The following is a 23,282-nucleotide window of genomic DNA, read 5'->3' on the forward strand; positions in this document are numbered from 1 at the left end:
TTAAGCCGTTGTGCTTACTATTATAAACCTAAGTTACAGGATGATTCGGTGATTGTTTCGGTGTTGAATGCTATCACAGACCGGCATTTACGCTGGAGCTTTCCTAAATGCTTTAATCGTAAGAGATACTATAGCTAAATTAACTATAGCGAGATTAGAAAATTACCAACCTCAAAAGCATAAACCAAAACAAGAACCAGCTCCAATTTATCCTGAAAATCATCTGAGCTTTTTGGCCAACGTTTATAATCATAAGGCAAATGCAGCATGGTGTAGAATTAATTGAAAGTGCTTATGAAGCGCATGAGGTTAAAGACGATGCACCATTAATGACAACCAAACATTGCTTACGTTTTGCATTTAATTTATGCCGAAGCAAGCTAAAGGTATTCAAGGGGTGAAAAGTAAAGTAACACCAATGAAATTGGTTCAAAATAATGAGGAATTATTATTAAAATTCAACTGTAAAGCTTGTGAAATGCAAGTTTGGGGAAAAATCAAAAAGCATATTTTAAAAATGCCACTTCTTGGAGGTGATGTTATTTTAATAACTAAAAGTTAAAAATATTTAATAATCAATGATAGCAATGAAATAAATAACAAATTAATTCGCAATATTATGCATTATTTAACATAATATACATTATGCGAACAACGATAAACGTACGTGAATTCTGTAGATACAACCAACAAAATCATGACGCTAATTTAAAAATCTGTGGCATCTGTATCTGTTGAGTTTTCACCAAATTTATTTTTTATTTTTGTTACACTTCAGATTTCGTGGATCGACCATGAATCTGAGAAATCATTTTAACAAATGAAGACTATATAAAATTAGCAAGCCAAAAAGATAAATAACCATGGTAAAGTTCGGGTGTCACTGAACATTCAAAAACTTGATTAGCGTTAAAAGTGGTTGTATAGATAAAGAGTTTTTTCTGATTATAAACAAAATCAGTTAATTAAGAAATTCTCGTATATTTACACAACCATGATTTTCAAATATACTGATTTAGTTTAAAAATAAAAGATATACACAATAGGAATTTAAGAATGAGAACATTATTACTTATAGTTACTTTATTGGTTTGTCCATTATTGTATGCAAATCCAGCTCCATTTGGACTTGAAATTAACAAAGCAACATTAGAGAAAACAAAAGAAAAATATAATTTAGTTGAAAATGGGGTAAATTATTACTCACAGGGTTCAACGTACCTTATTGACACAAAAGAACTATCCTTAGATGGCTTAAACCGAGTGTTACTTATCTTTTCAAAAGAAAACAACATATTACTCAGTGTAGTTGCTACATTTAGCAGTTATAAATTTGATTCTATAAATAATAATTTATTCCAAAAATATAAGTTGTTAAAACAAAGTATACCACTTGTTGGCGATAGACATGTTGAATATAAAGATGATCAATCTTTAATCATTTTAGATGCCCCCCATTCTTCTTTTGATTTACATATCACATATATTTCAGAAGAGTTTAATAAAAAAGTAAATGAAATTCGAAAATTTGATAAAGAGCAAAATAAGAATGAATTTAATTCTTTATAATAATTAATCTCTTTCACTTGAGTTAAATAGTGGATAGAGGGAAAGACTCTTTCCACTTCAAATAAGTTAATAAATATAGCATGTTAAGATTAAAATAATGTATATTATGTTAAATAATGCATAATATTGCGAATTAATTTGTTATTTATTTCATTGCTATTAAATAATAATATAGTTAGTAATTTTTGTTTTATTTATAAAGTATGATAACCTAATCATCTAATAAATGATGATTATATTTTTCTATTAATATGCAAAATATTTTTAAGACCTTACGTTCGAAAAGTTATTCAGTTCCATGTGAATTATGCAGTATCGGCTCTCTTTGTATTCCCATGTTACTCAATAATAAGTTAGATAACATATTAGATCGAAAGGTGTCTTATGCCAAAAATGAAATTATAGTTAAAGCAAATACACCATTTACAAAATTCTATATTATTCATTCTGGTGCATTAAAAACTTTCGTGACAACGCCTGACAATTATCAACAAATTAATGGTTTCTTTTTACCTGGTGATATTGTTGGTTTAGATTCAATTTCCACTAAAATATATAATAATAATATTCAATCTCTTACTAATACACATATTTGCGAACTTCATTATGAAGAATTAATGTCATTAGTTGATACTCAAAAAAATGTTAGAGACATGGTTCTTAATTTACTCAGTTCTGATATTTATGATTATCAAAAATTGGTATTATGTTATTCACAGAAAAAAGCTGATGAAAGACTAGCAACTTTTATATATTCGCTTTATCGACGTTATGAACAACGAGGGCACACTTCATTAAATATAAAGCTCATGATGAGTCGGGCTGATATTGCTAACTATTTAGGTCTAACCATCGAAACAGTTAGCAGGAGTTTATCAAAACTTCAAGAACAAAATATTTTATCTGCTAAAGGAAAATGTATATTTATTAAAAACTTAAATGCTTTAATGAGTTTAGGTAATTAAATTTAGTTATGCTAAAATAATCACAATAATTTATTGTAGGGTCTTAATATATGACAAGCTTAAAGAAAACATTTATTGCAGGAACTATGGCTTTAGTCCCCCTTTTTTCGTTTGCAGCTCAACAACTAACAGAACAACAAGCTAAAGATTTACAATCATTTAAAAGCATAACTATTCGTGGTGCATTTTATACTGATAGTGATTATGTTCTGGCTATGTCAAAAGCCGCTGATAAAGAAGGTGCATCTTCTTTTTTTATAACTACAACTAATATTAGTCCTTCTAATGATACTTTGCGCATTGTTTACGCTAAATTATATAAAGCTGATGCCCCAAAAGCAGAAGAACAAACTGAAAACTTGCGCAAATTTGAAGGTGTATATGAATATCCAAAGTCTAAAGCAATCCGTTTAGAACCTTTTAATATTGTTCGTATTCGTGGATATTTCCCTAGTGAATATGATATAAACCGAGCTGTTGCTAAAGAAGCATCATTAAAAGGAGCCTATGCCTATTATATCGATTCACGTTCTGAATTAGGTAGTAATATACAAGTTGCAGCTTATTTATTTAAGAAAGATGCACCTGAGCGTAAACTTCAACCAGAAGATGCTATTCCATATGATTCAGAAGCTGGGCAACAAGCTCTTGCTCAAGGTGGTGATGCAGCAATGCAAGTTGAAAAACCAGGCTATTATTCCCCTTCTGCTTTTAATGAAAAGTTTTATGCAGATAAATTTAATAATAAAGTCAAAGTTATTGATGAACCTAATAATAAAACTACATCAACTGTAACGACAAATGCATCTTCATCTGAAACAACTTCTGTTGTAGAACCTCAACGCGTTACTCGTTACACAGTCACACTGCCTGATGGACGAAAAATCCAAGAATTAAATGATGCAACCGCCGCTAAAATGGTTGCATTTGATACAATAAAATTTAAAGGATACTACGTTACTGATCAAGAAATCTCTTATCAGGCAGGTAAACGAGCTATCGATGGTGGTGCTAAATATTATCACATAGCTCGAATTGCCCATGATTCAAATGGTCCGAATATAACTGTTTTTGTTGATCTTTATCGATAACTTGCATAGATAATGGGCGTTATGCGCCCTATTTTTTAGTCAATAAAGTGTTCTTTATTCGATCATTGTAATTCAGATTTTACTGTATCGATTTGTTGCTTAATACGTTTTGCTGAAATAGGATATGGTGTACCAAGCTGTTGAGCAAATAAATTAACCCTTAGTTCTTCAATCATCCAACGAATATTGGTTACTTTTTCTTGTGATTTTAAATATTCTGGCAAGTTATTTACCCATTTTGCATATTGATTTTCAGTATCTTCGATAATCGTCATCGACTGCCTGTCTTTAGTCAAATTTACCATTAACTTTTCAATTCTTTTTTCAATTGCAGTTAAATAGCGGAAAATATCAGGTAGTCTATTGTAACCTGATTGTGCAACAAATCCTTTATAAACAAGATGATCGAGTTGTTTTTTTATGTCAGATAACGCGAAAGCTAATGATAAATCAATTCGTCCTTTTAACTTTTTATTAATGTTATAATGTAAAGTCAAAATAGCTTCCACTTGTTTTGCAATATCAACTACAATTTCATTAATATGGCCTTTGATATAATCCAATAATGTCTGATAGGCATCTTCACTTTGAATAAATTGACCATTTTTTTCAATTAAATAATCAATACCACAAGCAATGCAGTCATCAATCAAACTTAGTACCGTCCCAAAACTATTAAAATACAAACCTAATTTAGATTTATTTGGTAGTTTTTCGTGTAAGTATTTGATTGGTGATGGTATATTGAGCATAAATAAACGTCTTAAACCTAATTTAGTTAATCTTTTTTGTTCATCTTGATTATCCACTAATTTTATGCTCACAGAATGTTGATTATCAATGATTGCTGGATAAGCTTTTATCGTATAATTATTGTTAGCTTCTTCATAGACACTAGGCAAATGACCAAAATTCCAGTTAACTAAATTATTTCGCTCAATTTGAGATGCTTTTTTGGTTGTTAAAGAGGATAACGCTTGCTGAACTTCATTTTTAAGTTGTTCTTTTAGTAAAGTTAGGTCCTTATTAGCAGCAATTTCTTTATTATTTTGGTCAACAATACTAAAAGTTATTTTTAAATAATTAGGAATTTGCTCAAGCTGCCAATCCTCATTTGTAATTTTCACACCGGTTATTTTGTAAAATTCAGTTTCTAAACTTTCAAGCAAAGGAATGTCTGTTGAAACAGCTCTACTCAAAAATGCATCAGCATAGTTTGGTGCAGGAACAAAATTTCGTCGCAATGCTTTTGGTAATGATTTTATTAATGATATAACTAAATCTTTTCTAAAACCAGGTACTTGCCAATCAAATCCCTTATTCTTAATTTGATTTAGTAAATCAAGTGGTATTTTTATTGTGACGCCGTCACGTTTGTGTCCAATATCAAATTGATAACTCAATGCTAATTTAAAATTATCTTGATACCAAAAATCAGGAAAATCATTTAAATTAACTAGTTCAGCAGATTGTTTGATCAACATTTCTTTTTCGACATTAAGAAAGTTAGGAGCCAATTTTTGCTTTTGCTTCCACCATGAGTCAAAATGTTTTGATGAAATGACAGACTTATCAATTCTTTTATCATAAAAATCAAAAAGTTCATTATCATCAATTAAAATATTTTGCCGACGAGACTTATGTTCAAGATCTTCAACCTCATTGATCAATTTTTGATTTTGCTTATAAAATCTATGATTTGTTAACCAATCACCTTCAACTAACGCATGCCTAATAAATAAGCTGCGACTTAAGATAGGATCGATTTTACTATAATTGACTATTCTACTTGCGACGATGGGTAAACCAAATAAAGTTACTTTTTCGTTCGCTATTGTGGTGCCCTGCCTTTTTGACCATCTAGGTTCACTGTAGCTATACTTAACTAGATGCTTTGCTATCGGTTCAATCCACTCTGCATCTATCTTAGCGACAGTTCGACCCCATAATCGACTTGTTTCAACTAATTCACTGGCAATACACCACTTAGGTTGATTTTTGAAAAGTGCTGAATTAGGAAAAATTGCAAATTTAATATTACGAGCACCAATATACTCGTGTTTTTCAAGATCTTTCATGCCAATATGAGATAGTAGCCCACTCAATAAAGCTACATGAAGTGAACGATAATCAGCTAATTGACTGTTGATGGGAAAAGCCAATTGTTTTATCGTTTGTCTGATTTGTGTATAGACATCTTGCCATTCTCTAATACGAAGATAGTTTAGAAAATCTTTTTTACATAATCGTCTAAATTGGTTTCCTGATAATATATTTTGCTGTTCTTTAATATAATTCCATAAATTAATTAAAGAAATAAAATCTGATTCATTATCAATAAAGCGACGATGTTTTTCATCTGAAGCTTGTTGTTTATCAAAAGGCCTTTCTCTTGGATCTTGAATCGATAAAGCAGCAGTAATTATCATGATTTCTTTGGTGCAACCTAATTTTCTTGCTTCAACAAGCATTCTGGCCAATCTTGGATCAATTGGTAATTGTGCTAAAATTTTTCCTATTTCAGTTAAATGATATCGATGATGTTTTGTAAATATTGCACCAAGTTCTTCTAATAATCGGATACCATCTCGAATATATTTTGCGTCAGGTGATTCAACAAAAGGAAAGGCTGCAATATCACCTAAACCTAAAGAAGTCATTTGTAATATCACTGATGCTAAATTGGTTCGCAAAATTTCAGGTTCAGTAAATTCAGGACGAGACAAGAAATCTTGTTCATCATATAAACGTATACAAATACCATCAGAAGTTCGTCCACAACGCCCTTTTCGTTGGTTAGCTGATGCTTGAGATATGGGTTCAATGGGTAAACGCTGAACTTTAGTACGATAACTATAGCGACTGATTCTAGCTAAACCAGGATCAATAACATATTTGATTCCAGGTACAGTTAAAGATGTTTCAGCTACATTAGTTGCAAGAACTATTCGCCTTTTAGTATGTGATTGAAAAATTCGATTTTGTTCAGATGCTGATAATCGTGCATATAAAGGTAAAATATCCGTATGACGAAGATCTAATTTATTTAATGTATCAGCAAGATCTCGAATTTCTCTTTCACCTGTTAAAAAAATCAGTATATCACCAGAGCTTTCAGCTGATAGCTCATCAATTGCATCAATAATAGGTTGAAAATCACTATTTTTATCGTCTGAATTATCACCGTTATCCAATATCGGTGGGCGATATCTAACTTCAACGGGATAGGTTCGTCCCGATACTTCAATAATTGGCGCCTGATTGAAATGCTTTGAAAACCGTTCTACATCAATCGTTGCTGACGTTATTATAACTTTTAAATCAGGACGCTTAGGTAATAATTGTTTAAGGTAACCTAGAATAAAATCAATATTTAAACTACGTTCATGAGCTTCGTCAATAATAATAGTATCGTATTGTAATAAAAGTTTATCTTTTTGAATTTCTGCAAGTAATATACCATCAGTCATTAATTTAATCAGTGTTGTATCACTAACATGATCTGAAAATCTAACTTTGAAACCTACTAACTGCCCTATTTCTGTTTTTAACTCTTCAGCTATACGATTGGCTACTGAGCGTGCAGCGAGTCGCCTTGGTTGGGTATGGCCAATATAACCTTTAACGCCCAAACCTAATTCTAAACAGATTTTTGGTATTTGTGTTGTTTTCCCTGAACCTGTTTCACCCGCAATTATGACAACTTGATGCTCTCTAATTGCATCATAAATCGACTGTTTTTTTTCAACAACAGGTAAATTATCTGGGAAATTAATTTTCTTTGGTAACGATGCTATTCTAGCCTGATAATGTAAATTAGCATTTTGTATAGCAGAATCTATATCAGCTATAGTTTGACTTTTCTTAGCTAACTTTATTATTTTATGTTTATCTAAGAAAGTTATTGAATCAAGGTTTTTTAATTGGTTTTGAGATAACATAAAAACTCAGATAATTTTAATTGACATCATATTTGAATTAGAATTAATTATAGCAAATCTAACCTATTATTAGGAGTTTAAATGAAAAAAACATTATTACTAATTTCACTATTTACATTGTCTTTAGTTATGTCTGGATGTAACAAATCAAATAAAATACAAGATACTGATCTTATGCATCACCGTTTTGTGCTAATTAAATCAAATGGCCAACCAGTTTCTTTAGATGAACAAGCTGAACTTATATTTGGTGAAAAGATGACTATCACAGGGAAAATGTGCAACCAGTTTTCAGGTCAGGTTACTTTAAATAAAGATAGCATTAATGGTTCTGGGCTTGCGATGACGAAAATGCTTTGTAGTGATGAACAATTAAACCAATTAGATTATATTATTACGCAATTAATTACTAATGGAGCTAAAATTAATTTAAACAACAACCAGCTAACTTTAAAAAACAACGAAAACGAACTAATTTATCAACTTAACGACCTAATGTAATTTAAAATATTTAGTTTTTTGTGACATTGGGCATAAATCGTTTTATTAAGTTGTCATAATTTAATTGCTTTTTAAGCAATAAAATTAAGATAAAAAACTTTATTTAAAATACTGTTAAGAATATAATAAGGACAATTTTTAAGGAATTTAGCTTATTGATGAAATTATCATATTCTTCGAGTACGTTATGCATTTTTGTAGCTGTTTTTAGCCACAAAGAATACTTTTACTAATAACACCAATGCTTTGTCATTGGTTTTTTTTTGCGAAGTACGGGTGTATCGGATTTTTGAATTGATTAAAACTTTAACATTAACATTAAATATTACTAAGTAGATATTATTATGAAAAAGACAAAAATTGTTTGTACTATTGGGCCAAAATCTGAATCAAAAGAAATGTTAGCAAAATTATTAAACGCAGGCATGAATGTTATGCGTTTAAATTTTTCTCATGGTGATTATGAAGAACATGGCAATCGTATTAAAAACTTACGTGAAGTGATGCAAGAAACAGGTTTAAAAGCTGCTATTATGCTAGATACTAAAGGACCTGAAATTCGTACCATAAAGTTAGAAGGTGGTAATGATGTATCACTTGTAGCAGGTCAAACATTTACCTTTACCACAGATAAAACTGTTGTTGGAAATGCCGAACGAGTAGCGGTTACTTATGATGGCTTTGCTCATGATCTTAAACCAGGCAATCGTGTACTTGTCGATGATGGTTTAATTGCAATGGACGTTAAAGAAGTCAAAGGTAACGAAGTTATCTGTACAGTTTTAAATAATGGTGATCTTGGTGAAAACAAAGGTATCAATCTACCTGGTGTTTCAATTAAGTTACCTGCACTTGCAGAAAAAGACAAAAACGACCTTATTTTTGGTTGTGAACAAGGTGTTGATTTTATTGCAGCATCATTTATTCGTAAACGTTCTGATGTTGAAGATATCCGTGCTCATTTAAAAGCACATGGTGGAGAAGACATTAAAATTATATCTAAAATCGAAAATCAAGAAGGTTTAGATAATTTTGATGAAATTCTTGAAGCTTCTGACGGTATTATGGTTGCTCGTGGCGATTTAGGTGTTGAAATTGCGGTCGAAGAAGTTATTTTTGCTCAAAAAATGATGATCAAAAAATGTAATAAAGCTTCAAAACCAGTTATTACCGCAACACAAATGCTTGATTCAATGATTAAAAATCCACGCCCTACTCGTGCTGAAGCCGGCGATGTGGCTAATGCTATTATTGACGGAACCGATGCTGTAATGCTTTCTGGTGAAAGTGCTAAAGGTAAATATCCACTTGAAACAGTCAATGTCATGGCAACTATCTGTAAACGCACAGACAAAACAATTCCTGCTTCATTAGAATTAACAACAAAAGATGAAAAATTAAGTATAACCTCAGCTGTTTGTTGTGGTGCGGTGGAAATTGCTGAACGCTTAAATGCACCGTTAATTGTGGTTGCAACTCGCAGTGGTAAATCTGCTCGTGAAGTTCGTCATTACTTCCCAAGAGCGCGTATTTTAGCGCTTTCATCAAGTCAAAAAACGGTTAATCAATTAGCTGTTACTAAAGGTGTAGAACCAATTTTAATTGATTCAATTAACTCAACTGACGATTTTTACCGTTTAGGTAAAGAGATGGCTGTAAAAGTATGTGGTTTACAGCAAGGTGAAATTATTGTGATGGTATCTGGTGCATTAGTACCAAGTGGAACAACTAACACAACATCGGTTCATCGTATTTAAACGTTAAATTTTTTCTATATAAAATAAAAAAAGCTAGCAGCCTGCTAGCTTTTTTATTTACATAAGTTATTCTGTATACAATATTATTAATAGAGTTAAAACACAACCATGATTGAAGAAAAAGTATATTTACCTAAAGAGCTTAGCTGGTTATCTTTCAATCAGCGAGTTTTACAAGAAGCTGCCGATAAAAGTAATCCGCTTATCGAGCGAATACATTTTTTGGGGATATACTCAAGTAACCTTGATGAATTTTATAAAGTCCAGTTTGCCAACTTAAAAAAATATGTACTTATAGAACAAGAACAAGTTCATTCTTCATCTAATGCTAAAAATTTATTACGACAAGTAAATCAAAAAGTTATCCAATTAGAACTGCAATTTGATCAGCTTTATAATGAATTATTATTAGAAATGGCTAGGAATCAAATATTCCTGATTAATGAAAGACAACTTTCATCGTATCAAGAGAATTGGATAAAAAATTATTATAAACAAAACCTTAGACAATATATCACGCCTATTTTGCTTGATAGTCATACCGAGCTTATTCAATTTTTAAAAGATGATCATGCCTATTTAGCTGTAGAAATTATTTGTCAGGATAACATCAGTTATGCACTTCTTGAACTACCAACCGATAATATCCCTCGTTTTGTATTATTACCGTCAGAAGTATCAACTAAAAATAAGTCTATTATTTTCCTAGATAACATATTACGCTACTGTTTATCAGACATTTTTAAAGAGTTTTTTGATGCTAAAGAATTAAATGCTTATTCAATTAATATCAACAGAGATGCGGAATACGAATTAAATACTGAGTTAGATAGCTTACTTGAACTCATGTCTCAAGGTTTAAAACAACGCTTAACAGCACAGCCCGTACGTTTTACTTATCAAAAAGATATGCCCAAAGCTTTATTTGAATTATTGATCAATAAATTACGATTAACCGAACAAGATGCAATGCCTGGAGGGCGTTATCCTAATTTTAAAGATCTTGTCAGATTTCCTGATTTTGGACAAAAAAGTCTATTAAATAAAAAAATCCCGAGTCTAAGTTATAATCGATTTAAGCAATTTCGTAACGCATTTGATGCAATTAAAGATAGAGATGTATTGCTCTATTATCCCTACTACTCCTTTGGCCATGTTCTAGAAATTATGCGGCAAGCCTCGTTTGATCCCTCTGTTACTCATATTCGAATGAACATTTATCGAGTAGCCAAAGACTCGCGCTTTATTCATGCTGCAATTAATGCCGCTAATAATGGTAAAAAAGTTACCGTAGTAGTTGAGTTACAAGCACGATTTGACGAAGAAGCAAATATAAAATGGGCAAAACGATTAATCAGTAGTGGAATTAAAGTTATCTATTCACAACCAAAGCTCAAAATTCACGCCAAATTGTTTTTGATTGATCGTAAAGAAAACGACGAAATTGTTCGTTATGCGCATATTGGTTCAGGTAACTTTAACGAAAAAACAGCACGAATTTATACTGATTTTTCACTATTAACTGCAGATCCAGCTATCACTGAAGAAGTTAGAAAAGTCTTTAATTTTATCGAAAATCCATTTAAACCGGTAACTTTCAATCATCTACTTGTTTCACCACAAAATACACGATTACGCTTTAATGAGTTTATTGAGCGAGAAATAAATAACGCTAAAGTCGGTAAAAAGTCAGGCATTTATCTAAAACTAAACGCTATTACCGATAAAGAAATGATTGATGAGCTTTACCGTGCATCGTGTGCTGGTGTAAAAATTAGAATGGTTGTACGAGGAACTTGTGTTTTAGTGCCACAAATACCTAATTTGAGTGAAAATATTTATGTGACTAGTATTGTGGATCAATTTCTAGAACATGCTCGTGTGTATATTTTTGAAAATGATGGGAAAAAAGATACCTATATATCTTCCGCTGATTGGATGCCTCGTAATATAGATAATCGTATTGAAGTAGGCGTAAAAATCTTTGATCCAATAATAAAATCAACAATTCATAATATTTTTGATATACAGTGCAATGATAACGTAAAAGCCCGTATCATTGATAAAGATGCAACAAATAATTATGTACAAAGAGGTAATAAGAAAAAAACCAGAGCTCAATATGCTATTTATGATTATTTAAAGCAATTAGAATCATTTGAATAAGGATTTTTAAAATGAAAAAATTCAATGAATATGCGGTAGTTGATCTTGGTTCAAATAGTTTTCATATGGTAATTGCCCGTATTATTAATGGTGCGATACAGATTATTTATAAAAATAAAAAAAATATACATCTAGCAACAGGGCTTAATACTAATAATGAACTAAGTGAATCAAGCATAATGCGAGGAGCGGAGTGTCTTGCGCTATTTGCTGAACGATTAAATGGATTTCCACCAGAACATGTTCGAGTTGTTGCAACTCATACATTACGAGTAGCAAAAAATAAGCATAAATTTTTAATGGCTGCTGCTAAAGTTTTTCCTTTTCCTATTGAGGTTATTTCGGGTCAAGAAGAAGCACGTCTTGTCTATTTAGGCACAATGACAGCAGAATCGACATCCTCAACTGATACAAAATTTGTAATAGATATTGGCGGAGGATCGACTGAAATTGCGATAGGAAAAGGAAATGATTTAACCCCCTTGATCGTTGCTAGCCGCCCCATGGGTTGTGTCACTTATACAAAACAGTTTTTCCATGACAAAAAAATTAATGCGGTTTCTTTTCAACAAGCTAAACTTGCAGCAGAACAACAAATTGAAAGCATGGTTAATACTATAAAAAACTTAAATATCACTGTTGCATTTGGTACATCGGGAACCATAAAATCAATTTATCAAATATTATTAGATCTTGGTGTCAGCGATGGCATTATTACATCTAAAAGGCTCGATGATTTAATTAGTTATGTTTTAGAATTCAAATCTTTTCACGATATCGACTACCCTTCGTTGTCCAAAGAAAGGAAAAACGTATTTGTTAGCGGGCTAGCTATATTTAGTGGTATTTTTGATGCATTAGGTCTAGAAGCTTTACAATTTAGTCCATGTGCATTACGAGAGGGTATATTTTACGAATTGATTGACGGTCCTAATTACCAAGATATTAGGCAAAATACTGCACAATCGCTTTCAGAGCATTATAATATAGATCAACGCCATGCAAAGCAGGTTGTTAAAACTGCAAAATATTTTTTTTCACAATGGCAACAACAAACACCAATTACAATTCCACCCAATATTGAATCTATTTTATATTGGGCAGCTCAGTTACATGAGGTAGGTTTAAAGATTAACTTTTCTTCAATTCATAAACATTCAAGTTATATTTTAAAAAATAGTAATCTACCAGGATTCAATGAAGAACAACAATTACTACTATCTACGCTTGTTCGTTATCATCGGAAGTCGATTAATATTGATGCTATACCTTATTTTAGCTTGTTTGAATACAAACATATCATATCATTAATACAAATTTTAAGATTATCTATACTAATAAATAACCAAAGGAATCCCGAAATTGATTTGCAGGCATTTCAATTAAAATTATTAAAAAATAAACTCACTAAAATCACCCTAGAAATTAATCAAGAATTTGTTGAAAATAATAAATTGATATTGCTTGATTTAGAACAAGAAAAAAAATTTTGGAAAAAAATTAATGATTGGAAACTATCAATTGTCATTAGTTAATTTGCCATACAATTTATTTTATATATAAAAATACCGCCAAGTAGGCGGTATATACAATAATTAGAAATATCATTATTGGCTTGTGATTAACCAAGACCAATAATCTTCCACCATAAAATACCAACAGTAAATACAATAATTAGATTAACAACACTACAAATAAATCCAACTTTCCACCATGTTTTTACTGGAACAAAACCTTCGGCAAATAATAATGGATTTCTTGCATTAGCAAATTGAGTAATAGAGCCAAAATAATTGGTACATATAACTAATGCAAAAACAGCAATTAATTGTGGTACGCCTAGTGCAATCGCAACAGATAAAAATACTGGAAATAGAGCAGCAATATGAGCATTACCGCTAGCAAAAAAGTAATGTAAATAGACATAAGCAATACACAAAACAATTATTACAAATACCCAACTACTTTCACCTAAGTATCCTTGTACAGCACCACCTATGGTGTCACCTAACCATTTTGTTACACCCAGTTTATTTACTTGGCCAGCCATCATAAGTAGCGCAGCAAACCATATTAATGTGTCCCAAGCAGATTTTTCACCTTTTATGTCATCCCAGCTTAATACACCCGTTAAGATTAAAATAGTTAAACCAATGAATGCTGTGGTTGTTGAATCAACACCAACATTTTTGCCAAAAATCCAAAGCACTAATAATAGAATAACGGTACCTGCCATAATAATTTCTTTAGCGGTAACTGCTCCCATTTTTTTTAATTCTTCTGCTGCTAGTTTTGGTGCTTCTGGCGTTTTTTTAAGTTCTGGATTAGTTAAAAAATAAATCACTAAAGGAATTACAATAAATGAAACTAAACATGGCACAATGGCAGCAACAAACCATTGCCCCCATCCTAATGTAATACCTAATGATGTTGTAACTAGTTTAGCGGCTAATAAATTACCTGTAAATGCCGTTAAAAACATTGCCGAGGTGATGTCATTCATATGGCTAATTGTTAGCATTAGAAATGTACCAATACGATTTCTTGATTCATCTTTTGGGCTTGAATTAAAGTTAATCGCTAACGCTTCCGCTATTGGATAAATAACCCCACCAGCACGCGCTGTAGTACTGGGAATTGCTGGAGCTAACGCGATGTCGGTGACCGATAAACCATAAGCAAGCCCTAATGTATTTTTTCCTAAAATTTTAACAAGATAATAGGCAATACGTTTACTTAGTCCTGTTTTGATAAAGCCACGAGCGATCATAAAAGCAATAACAATCAACCAAATAAGACTACTATTTAATTCACTTAAGGCAATTTTAATAGCAGCCGCATTTGTATCAGCACCAGAGGGTCTTAATACGGCAAAAACGGTAATTGCTAATAATCCAATAGCTCCAATTGGCATTATTTCAGCTACGATGCAGGCAATGGTGGCCACAAAAATAATGCTGGTTTGCCAACCTTGTTGGCTGATACCTTCAGGTGGCGTTACATATAACCAGAGTATCGCAGAAATTGCCGCAATAATAATGAGTGGCAACCATTTCACTGGTGTTTTTTTTACTACGTTCATAGTATTTTCCTTTTGAATTTAAATATTTTTAATAAGTTAAGATTTAATTCTATTTTTTATTTGATTATTTATTAAGTTTATTATTTTGAATAATAAATTAAAAAACATAATTAAAATCAATTACTTTTCTGACCTTTTTTTATTTGAAATTGCTTGTTTTTTTAATTAAAAGATATCAAAATAAATCTCAAAAAACTTCAATAAAATCAATATGTTTCCTGACGACTTTTTGTTACTATATTTATGTTTAATCTAGTTTTATTGTGTATTGTTTATCACTTTTTTGAAAAATAAAATTATTAGGATTTACCAATGCTATTGTTTTATTTTTTAACAAAAATATGGCTGATAAATTTGGACGTTTTTGCAAAAATTCTCTACTCTTATCAAGTCCCCATCCATAAAAAACCGTAGAATAAATATCACCTTCTAAAGAAGAATCTGAAATTACAGTCACGCTTTCTAATTCATTATCTAATGGATAGCCTGTTTGGGGATCGAATATGTGATGATAAAGATGATCGTTTTGTATAAAAAAGCGCTCATAAATTCCTGAAGTAACAACCGACTTATCTATAACTTTAATTACTCCTGATAACTTATTATCCGTTGAAAATGGTTTTCGAAGTCCAATATGCCAATAGCCGTTATCATCTGTTAAGGATGCGCCTAACGCAAATACATTACCGCCTAAATTAATGATCCCTTTGTAAACTTGATATTGAAGCAAAATTGATTTGACAACATCAGCAATATAGCCTTTAGCAATGGCACCTAAGTCAATTTCCATTCCTGCTTTTTTTAAAAAAACAGTATGTTTATTTGCATCAAGTTCAATATTTTTAGGATCTGTTAATAAAAGTTGTTGTTTTATTAATCTAGCAGCAGGAATTTGGTCACCTTGAAAGCCAATTTTCCAAAGTTTGACCAAAGGACCAATAGCTAAATTAAAACAACTATTAAAGTGTAAGCTTATCTTCTGGGCTTGTTCAATCAAAGAAAAAACAGGTCGACTTACTGTAACAGGATGTTGCCCAGCCGCTAAATTAATTGACATAACTTCGGATAACGGTTTGTTAACAGTTAGTTTGTCCTCAAGTATTTTTATGGTCTCAAAAACAGTTTGCACTGCGGTTTCATTAGGCTCTAAAAGCATTAATGAAACCGTTGTTCCCATTAAATGTTGAGTATATTCATTTGCATTTACCATGCTAAACAAGCTCAAATAGTTGTAACAAATTAATGTTTAATATAATCAGCCGCTTTTTTACCTGCTTGTGTACCAAATATAATAATATCAGCAACAGCATTACCACCAATACGATTAGCGCCATGTACTCCACCTACAACTTCACCAGCAGCAAATACACCTTGGATTACCTGTTTATCAGCATCTAATACTTGTGTTTGAGTGTTAATCGTTACGCCTCCCATTGTATGATGGACACCCGGTGCGATTTTTATTGCATAAAAAGGCCCTTTTTGAATTGGGTGACGCATACCAGTCGTTCGACCAAAGTCTTCATCGTGTTTAGTCGTCACAAATTGATTGTAACGCTCAACCGTTTTCACTAATGTGTTACCATCAATCGATAGTTTTTGAGCTAACTCTTCAAGCGTATTTGCTTGCCTTACAAGTTCATTTGAAACATATTCTTCAACAGATTTATTTTCATCTCGAACTTGTTGATCAAATAGAATATAAGCATAATGTTCAGGTAATTTGATAATTTCAGCAGAAACATTGTCTCTTGTATCAAGTTCATTAACAAATCGTTGACCTTTTTGTGATACCAATATTGCACCACCACCACGAATAGATTCAGAAATTAAATACGACGTTGTTTGTTCAACGGTTGGATGAATTTGTATTTCACCCATATCAACAGTCCCTGCACCGAGTTTTTCTAATAGCATAATACCAGAACCCGTTGCCCCTTTATGATTAGTAGTGACAAATCCTTTAAGATCAGGACGATATTTTTCAACCATTGTAGTATTGGCACTAAACCCACCTGTTGCAATAATGACAGCTTTGGCTTTTATTAAATGAGTTGAACCATCTTCTTCTGAAACTTTAACGCCAATAACTTTATGGTTTTCGGTTACAATTTCAGTAACTGCAGTATCAAGCATAACTTCAATATTACGCTTATTGATATTTTTAACTAAACCACTAATTAAAAAGCCACCAACAGCAGCACCACTTTCAGGGCGATGAGTTCGATCAATGCTCATTCCCCCCGTTGTGGTGATGCCACTTAATTCAATACCGTTATCATCTAACCAATTTATCGCATTTGGCGCATTTTCAACAAAATAATGCAATAACTCAGGATTATTTTTATTTTTCCCACCAGTCATTGTTTCTTTATAAAAGAGTTCTTTATTGTCTACAATACCTTTTAGCTGTTGGAATTTGGTTTCCGCAGCATTCATACCTGCCGAAGCTTTATTAGTATTACCACCAATCACTGACATTTGCTCGACAATAATAACATTTGCACCAAGATCATGTGCTTGAATCGCCGCAGAAAGTCCTGCTCCACCACTACCAACAACTACAACATCAAAAGCGCGATCATTAGGATCACCACCTTCGGCAATAATAGCTTCTTTATTAGATTTGGCCATCGCTTTAGTTACGGCTTTTTTAAAAGCTTCACATTGTGTAGTAGCGCCTGAAATAGCATCAACATGTGGGCTGTTGGAGTCAATAATTCGGTGTTTGATTTCAGTAAAATTATTTAATACTTCTCGATCAAAATTTTGAGCATTAACTAGTTGTATATCTTTAATAAAATCTTTTCCTAATTCAACATTAATCAAAAATTCGGAAGACTCATCATTAACTTTCTCTTGGTAATTCCCTGGTTTGAACTTTTTGACATTAAGATTAACATCTCGAATCAAGCTTTCAACAAGCGAAAAATGCCATAAAGGTTCAGGAATATTTAGCTCTTCACGTTTATCACTATTGATAAAAAGTTCAAGCTTTTCACCTTTTTCAATACGGTCAATCCAATCGGGATAAGCAATACAAGCACGACCAACCGCAACTAAATCATAACCACTATTAATGGCATCTTCCACATCACTTTGATTAATAACATTTCCGACACCAACAACTGGTATTTTTGCTAATGTTTCAGATCGCATTGTCACATATTTTTTAATTAATGGCGTTGGATCTTGTGTATCAACAATGGAGGGCCTCAGTATTGTTCCCATTGAAAAATGGATATAATCAAGCCCCTTTTCAGCCAATTTTTCAAGCAAATACATGGAATCATCAAAACGAATTCCAGGGACTTCTAATTCTTCAGGCGAAAAACGATATCCAACAATAAATTCAGGGGTTGCATATTGCTTAACCATAGCGTGGGTAATTTCTAAAACGGCTAAAGGGAATTGGGTTCGATTATCACGGCTTCCTCCCCATTTATCTTTTCGTTGATTTGAATTAGGTGAATAGAATTGTTGAATTAAATAAGTATTTGCCCCATGAATTTCTACCCCATCAAATCCTGCTTGAATTGCACGACGTACTGCTTGACCAAATTTATCAATCATTTCATCTACTTCTTCAGCCGTTAATGCAATGGGTGTAGGCGCATTTGGACGTGGAGCTGCAATAGCGCTAGGACCTACTGGTGATTGTCCTCCAATTAATTTAGGTTCAACCATTCTTCCGCCATGATAAACTTGAATAATTGCTTTAGAACCTTTTTCTTTGATCACTTTAGCAATTTTAGCTAAGCCTTCAATCTTATCATCACTATCTAAACCAATAGCGCCGGGAAAAGCTAACCCTTTATCGTCAACAAATCCACATTCAACAATAATAGTACCAATTGTTCCTGATCTTGCTTGATAATATTCAATTAAATCATGCGTAACTGAACCATCATAAAAACCGGAACAAGTTGTCATTGGAGCCATCATGATACGGTTTTTTAGTTCAACGCCATTAGGCAGTGTTAGCGACTTAAAAATATTTCCATTTTTCATTTTTATACACCTAATCATTATTATCTAATCTTCATAACTACCAATAATGATAACATTAACAATAATTATCCTCCAATTACATTAATTTCATTAATACCTGTTTTACTAATAGTAAATAGCGATGAGTATCATTTTTTCGACAGAACTTTTTTAGTTTTATTAGTCAATTAGAAAATTATTGATATAACTAAAATAAAATTCTGCCAATTTTTGATGTTTTATCGTACTTTATTTGTCAAACTCACAATTAAAAATCTAAAAAAAAACACTATAACCTTTTCATTTAGTTATATATTTTTTTAATTTTTATGTTGAACTTTAAATTGTCTGAGATAAAATAATCTGAAATATAACGCAAAGAGAGTATCGGAATGTTTGTAATACCAATTAAGAAGTTAAAATCAACTTTCGATTTTCTAGTTATTCTATTTTTTAATCCTCCTTTATGGAGGATTTTTTTTTGGGTTTAAAAAAACATATTTATCTATTTTTCTTTTATTACATATTAATAATCAATTTTATATTGAGAACACGCACAATCAGGAGACAGTATGAAATCTTTAACCCCTTTTTATGATCCAACTATAAGTTACGAAGATAATTATGCTCAAGGTCCATTTGGACTCTTTAAACAATTAGATAAAGCACAACAAATATCAACAAAACCTTCAAAATTCTTAAATGTTGAAGTCAATTTGCCATTTGGCCAACCAGCAGGCCCGTTATTAAACGCAAATTATATCAAAGCTGCTTTTGCTTATGGATTTGATTTATGTGTATATAAAACAGTAAGAACTAAAGGACATAAATGCCATCCATTACCGAATGTTTTGGCGGTCCATCCTAACGGTAAATTATCATCTAATTTAGATACTGTGCTAGCCGATACCAATTACAATCAACCATTGTCAATAACCAATTCGTTTGGAGTTCCCTCTTTTTCGCCTGATGTTTGGCAACCAGACATGGCTAATGCAGTCAAATATGCAGGGCATGGGCAGTGTGTTATTGGTAGTTTTCAAGGTACACAAGGTAACGGTGAAATTGAAAAAGATTATGCTTTAGCAGCGAAATTAGTCCGCGAAACAAATGCTCCTATTCTTGAAGCAAATTTAAGTTGCCCAAATGAAGGGGCTAGCAAATTACTTTGCTTTGATGTTGATAAAGTTGAGCGAATTGTTAATGAAATTAAAACTGAAGTACCTGATCGTCCACTTATCTTAAAGTTAGCTTATTTTCCTGATGATGAAAGAATTATTTCTTTATTAACCCGTGTAGGCTCTATTATCGATGGTTTAAGTGCAATCAACACACTATCAGCTAAACCTGTTGATGCTAAAGGAACCCCTGCTTTAGGTGAAAATAGAAAAGAAGGCGGTATTTGTGGTGACGCAATCCGTTGGGCTGGTTTAGATATGGTAAGTCGTTTAGCTAAATATCGTGAACAAATGGATTTAAACTTTGCTATTGTGGGCGTTGGTGGAGTTAGTTCTAGCGAACATTATCATCAATTTATAAAAAATGGTGCTGATGCTGTTATGAGTGCAACTGGTGCTATGTGGAATCCACTCCTTGCGATAGAAATAAAAAAGAGTCTTTAACTTTGACTAATAAATATTAAAAGTACGGGGCATTTTGCCCTGTATTTATGATCGCATAAATACAAAATGGCAATCACTTTTTTTTAAAATAAGAATAACCAAAAATAAGATGTGCTAAAAATACTATCGCTAACATAATTCTGACATGTAAAGAATCAAAAAGAATAAAAGGAATAAGTAAAACAACAAATATCATGATTATCATTTTTAATAAATTTAATTTTGTTATTTCCTTTTCTATTAGTATTTTTTGAATATAATCTTGATAATAACCACTTTTAGTAAAATAACGGTAAAGACGATCTGAGCTATTCAACCAAAGATAAGCCGTTAATAAATAAAATGGTACAGTTGGTAAAAGTGGTACAAAAATGCCTACTGTTCCCAATATAAATGAAAGACTACCGATAATAATAAAAAACCATTTTTTTAACATTGATAAATTCAACTCAATAGAATAATTTTCCATATTTTCTAGACAGGATGTTATTTTTAACAACTAAACCTAATAATAAATGAATAAACCCAAAATGCGAATAACAGCAAAATAATAACTGAGATAAATAACTTTTCTTTCTTTTTAGATAGAAAAAGTGGAATTAATAATGGTAGTAAAAAAACTAACACTATATACATATCACTTTGCGGATCATTATCATTGCCTGTTGGTAGCATGCATAAATTCAAAAATTCTTCCGGATATAGTTCTAACCAATATTCATGTTTGTTAGTTGAAAAAACGAATATAATAAAAAAACAAAATATTGCGTATATTGTTGCAAAGAAATATTTCATTATTTATGATGTCGTTATTTAATTTATACCACTTTTATACTTTATTACATTTAATAAAAGAAATTAAACTACTTCGAAATAAAAAATAGCAAGTCATGTTGAACATTCTTTAAGAATTGGCGGAACGGACGGGGCTCGAACCCGCGACCCCCTGCGTGACAGGCAGGTATTCTAACCAACTGAACTACCGCTCCGCTTTGTTTGAGAGTTTTAATGCTACAGCATTAAAGTAGGCGTGATATTAAAGATTATTTTTATTCACGTCAATAATTTTTTTTAAATAAATGATTAACTGAATGCAAAATAATCATTAATTCAAATTCCACAATGCTCCACCACTTTTTTTATCAATTTTTTTTAAAACAGATTCATGTTCAGAAAGTTCATATTCCGTTGCTTTTATTACTTTTAAAGGCACGCCACTACGCTCTACTCTTTTTATTGCATTTGGTTCAGATGAAGATAAATTATTTTCTTCGGAACTAAAAGATAAAGTTGTTTGTCCCCCAGTCATAGCCAAATAAACTTCAGCTAAAATTTCAGCATCTAATAAAGCACCATGCAATGTTCGGTGAGAATTATCTATCTGATAGCGTTCGCATAATGCATCTAAATTATTACGTTTACCAGGGAACAACCGTCTTGCCGTCGACAAGGTATCAGTAACAAGACAATGATCGGCTGTTTTAAAATCTAGCCCACAAAGACGAAATTCATAATCCATAAACCCCACATCAAACGAGGCGTTGTGAATTATTAATTCAGCACCATCAATAAATTTAATAAAATCATGTGCGATTTTTTTAAAAATTGGCTTATCTTTAACAAAATCATCACTGATACCATGCACACTAAATGCTCCCTCATCAATTAAGCGTTCTGGATTAATGTAAACATGAAAATGGTTGCCTGTTAAACGGCGATTAACCATTTCAACCGCGCCAATTTCAATAATCTTATGCCCTTCATAATGGTTATTGCCATCTTGATTCATACCGGTTGTTTCAGTATCTAAAACGATTTGTCGTGTATAATTATGTGTCACTTTCTTCTCTTTTTATATCAACAATTGGGGAAACGCATTTTTAATGATATAGTCTAGCACTAAAACCTTTTAATGTTGATACCTACCTAAATCTAGGTAGTAGACAATTGGCTAAATTTATAGAATATATAGTAAATAAATTAAAGTCCGTTAACTTGCCGTTTAATTGAGATAATTAATAAATTTAAATAGTTACAAAGAATCAACAATATGTTAAAAAAAATCGAAATATATACAGACGGTTCATGTCTTGGTAATCCTGGTCCTGGTGGCTATGCTGCTATATTAAAATATAAACAAATTGAAAAAATATTATCAGAAGGTTTTTTTAAAACAACAAATAATCGAATGGAATTATTAGCTGCGATTGCCGCTTTAGAACAATTAAAGCAACCTTGCCAAATTGAGTTATATTCTGATAGCCAATATTTGCGTAATGGTATTATCAATTGGATCCATGGTTGGAAAAAAAATGGTTGGAAGACCGCTAATAAACAATCTGTAAAAAATGTTGATTTATGGAAAAGACTTGATCAATTAGTACAAACTCACAAAATTGAGTGGATTTGGGTCAAAGGCCATGCTGGCCATATTGAAAACGAACGTTGCGACATTATAGCCAAAACACAAGCTCAATCGCCTACTTTGCAAGATACTGTATTTGAACAATCTATGCAGGATAATTGAATTGATAAAATAAAAAGTAGCTTTTTAGGCAACTTATATTTATATAAAAAGTTTTGGTTTAAATCAATTAC

Annotated in this window: 16 protein-coding genes, 1 tRNA gene and 1 pseudogene; 10 read left to right on the forward strand and 8 right to left on the reverse strand. The window is 31.8% G+C overall.

Annotation, left to right across the window (positions count from 1 at the left end; translation table 11 throughout):
- Positions 1-121: 121 nt before the first annotated feature.
- The 4 genes and pseudogenes from GQ589_RS12480 to GQ589_RS01140 all read left to right on the forward strand — a co-directional run.
- A pseudogene (locus GQ589_RS12480) lies at positions 122-562 on the forward strand (collagenase-like protease); the annotation flags it as partial.
- 494 nt (positions 563-1,056) lie between these two features.
- The gene (locus GQ589_RS01130; RefSeq protein WP_160411578.1) at positions 1,057-1,569 is read left to right on the forward strand and encodes a hypothetical protein; all 513 of its coding nucleotides are present in this window, start codon (positions 1,057-1,059) and stop codon (positions 1,567-1,569) included.
- 251 nt (positions 1,570-1,820) lie between these two features.
- On the forward strand, positions 1,821-2,534 hold the full coding sequence (locus tag GQ589_RS01135; RefSeq protein ID WP_160424027.1) for a helix-turn-helix domain-containing protein: 714 nt from the start codon (positions 1,821-1,823) through the stop codon (positions 2,532-2,534).
- A gap of 50 nt (positions 2,535-2,584) precedes the next feature.
- The gene (locus GQ589_RS01140; protein WP_160399882.1) at positions 2,585-3,625 is read left to right on the forward strand and encodes a YdgH/BhsA/McbA-like domain containing protein; all 1,041 of its coding nucleotides are present in this window, start codon (positions 2,585-2,587) and stop codon (positions 3,623-3,625) included.
- Between the two features lie 62 nt (positions 3,626-3,687).
- On the opposite strand, the gene hrpA is transcribed toward GQ589_RS01140, so the two are convergent.
- Entirely contained in the window at positions 3,688-7,566 is a 3,879-nt protein-coding gene (gene hrpA / locus GQ589_RS01145) for an ATP-dependent RNA helicase HrpA (protein WP_160424029.1), read from the reverse strand.
- An 81-nt stretch (positions 7,567-7,647) separates the two neighbouring features.
- On the opposite strand from hrpA, the gene GQ589_RS01150 reads away from it, so the two are divergent.
- The 4 genes from GQ589_RS01150 (at position 7,648) to GQ589_RS01165 (ending at position 13,525) form a co-directional block, all read left to right on the forward strand.
- The gene (locus GQ589_RS01150; RefSeq protein ID WP_160399884.1) at positions 7,648-8,067 is read left to right on the forward strand and encodes an META domain-containing protein; all 420 of its coding nucleotides are present in this window, start codon (positions 7,648-7,650) and stop codon (positions 8,065-8,067) included.
- A 344-nt stretch (positions 8,068-8,411) separates the two neighbouring features.
- Positions 8,412-9,824 carry a pyruvate kinase PykF gene (gene pykF, locus GQ589_RS01155; RefSeq protein ID WP_160399885.1) on the forward strand — a complete coding sequence of 471 codons (1,413 nt, stop codon included), beginning with the start codon at positions 8,412-8,414 and terminating at the stop codon, positions 9,822-9,824.
- 108 nt (positions 9,825-9,932) lie between these two features.
- Positions 9,933-11,990, forward strand: a complete 2,058-nt coding sequence (gene ppk1 / locus GQ589_RS01160) for a polyphosphate kinase 1 (protein WP_160411583.1) — start codon at positions 9,933-9,935, stop codon at positions 11,988-11,990.
- An 11-nt stretch (positions 11,991-12,001) separates the two neighbouring features.
- Positions 12,002-13,525, forward strand: a complete 1,524-nt coding sequence (locus tag GQ589_RS01165; protein ID WP_160424031.1) for an exopolyphosphatase — start codon at positions 12,002-12,004, stop codon at positions 13,523-13,525.
- 86 nt (positions 13,526-13,611) lie between these two features.
- Here GQ589_RS01165 and GQ589_RS01170 read toward each other — a convergent pair whose 3' ends face one another.
- From GQ589_RS01170 to GQ589_RS01180, 3 genes are all read right to left on the reverse strand, one after another.
- The gene (locus tag GQ589_RS01170; protein WP_160424033.1) at positions 13,612-15,072 is read right to left on the reverse strand and encodes a DASS family sodium-coupled anion symporter; all 1,461 of its coding nucleotides are present in this window, start codon (positions 15,070-15,072) and stop codon (positions 13,612-13,614) included.
- A gap of 247 nt (positions 15,073-15,319) precedes the next feature.
- Positions 15,320-16,282 (reverse strand): FAD:protein FMN transferase, encoded by a 963-nt coding sequence (locus GQ589_RS01175; RefSeq protein WP_202114986.1) that lies wholly within the window; start codon positions 16,280-16,282, stop codon positions 15,320-15,322.
- A gap of 29 nt (positions 16,283-16,311) precedes the next feature.
- Entirely contained in the window at positions 16,312-19,083 is a 2,772-nt protein-coding gene (locus GQ589_RS01180) for a flavocytochrome c (protein WP_160424037.1), read from the reverse strand.
- Positions 19,084-19,634: 551 nt separating this feature from the next.
- Here GQ589_RS01180 and GQ589_RS01185 point away from each other — a divergent pair.
- The gene (locus GQ589_RS01185; protein WP_160399890.1) at positions 19,635-20,684 is read left to right on the forward strand and encodes a dihydroorotate oxidase; all 1,050 of its coding nucleotides are present in this window, start codon (positions 19,635-19,637) and stop codon (positions 20,682-20,684) included.
- A 73-nt stretch (positions 20,685-20,757) separates the two neighbouring features.
- Here GQ589_RS01185 and GQ589_RS01190 read toward each other — a convergent pair whose 3' ends face one another.
- From GQ589_RS01190 to dnaQ, 4 genes are all read right to left on the reverse strand, one after another.
- Positions 20,758-21,120: a YbaN family protein gene (locus tag GQ589_RS01190; protein WP_160424039.1), complete on the reverse strand. Its 363-nt coding sequence runs from the start codon at positions 21,118-21,120 to the stop codon at positions 20,758-20,760.
- Positions 21,121-21,176: 56 nt separating this feature from the next.
- Positions 21,177-21,479, reverse strand: coding sequence for a DUF2645 family protein (locus tag GQ589_RS12485; protein ID WP_160424041.1), 303 nt, complete (start codon positions 21,477-21,479; stop codon positions 21,177-21,179).
- A gap of 117 nt (positions 21,480-21,596) precedes the next feature.
- Positions 21,597-21,673, reverse strand: a tRNA-Asp gene (locus GQ589_RS01200).
- Between the two features lie 116 nt (positions 21,674-21,789).
- On the reverse strand, positions 21,790-22,524 hold the full coding sequence (dnaQ, locus tag GQ589_RS01205; protein ID WP_160424043.1) for a DNA polymerase III subunit epsilon: 735 nt from the start codon (positions 22,522-22,524) through the stop codon (positions 21,790-21,792).
- Positions 22,525-22,734: 210 nt separating this feature from the next.
- On the opposite strand from dnaQ, the gene rnhA reads away from it, so the two are divergent.
- Positions 22,735-23,211, forward strand: a complete 477-nt coding sequence (gene rnhA, locus GQ589_RS01210; protein WP_160399894.1) for a ribonuclease HI — start codon at positions 22,735-22,737, stop codon at positions 23,209-23,211.
- Positions 23,212-23,282: the final 71 nt, after the last annotated feature.

This window comes from Gilliamella sp. Pas-s27, assembly GCF_009795865.1.
Taxonomy (GTDB): Bacteria; Pseudomonadota; Gammaproteobacteria; order Enterobacterales; family Orbaceae; genus Gilliamella.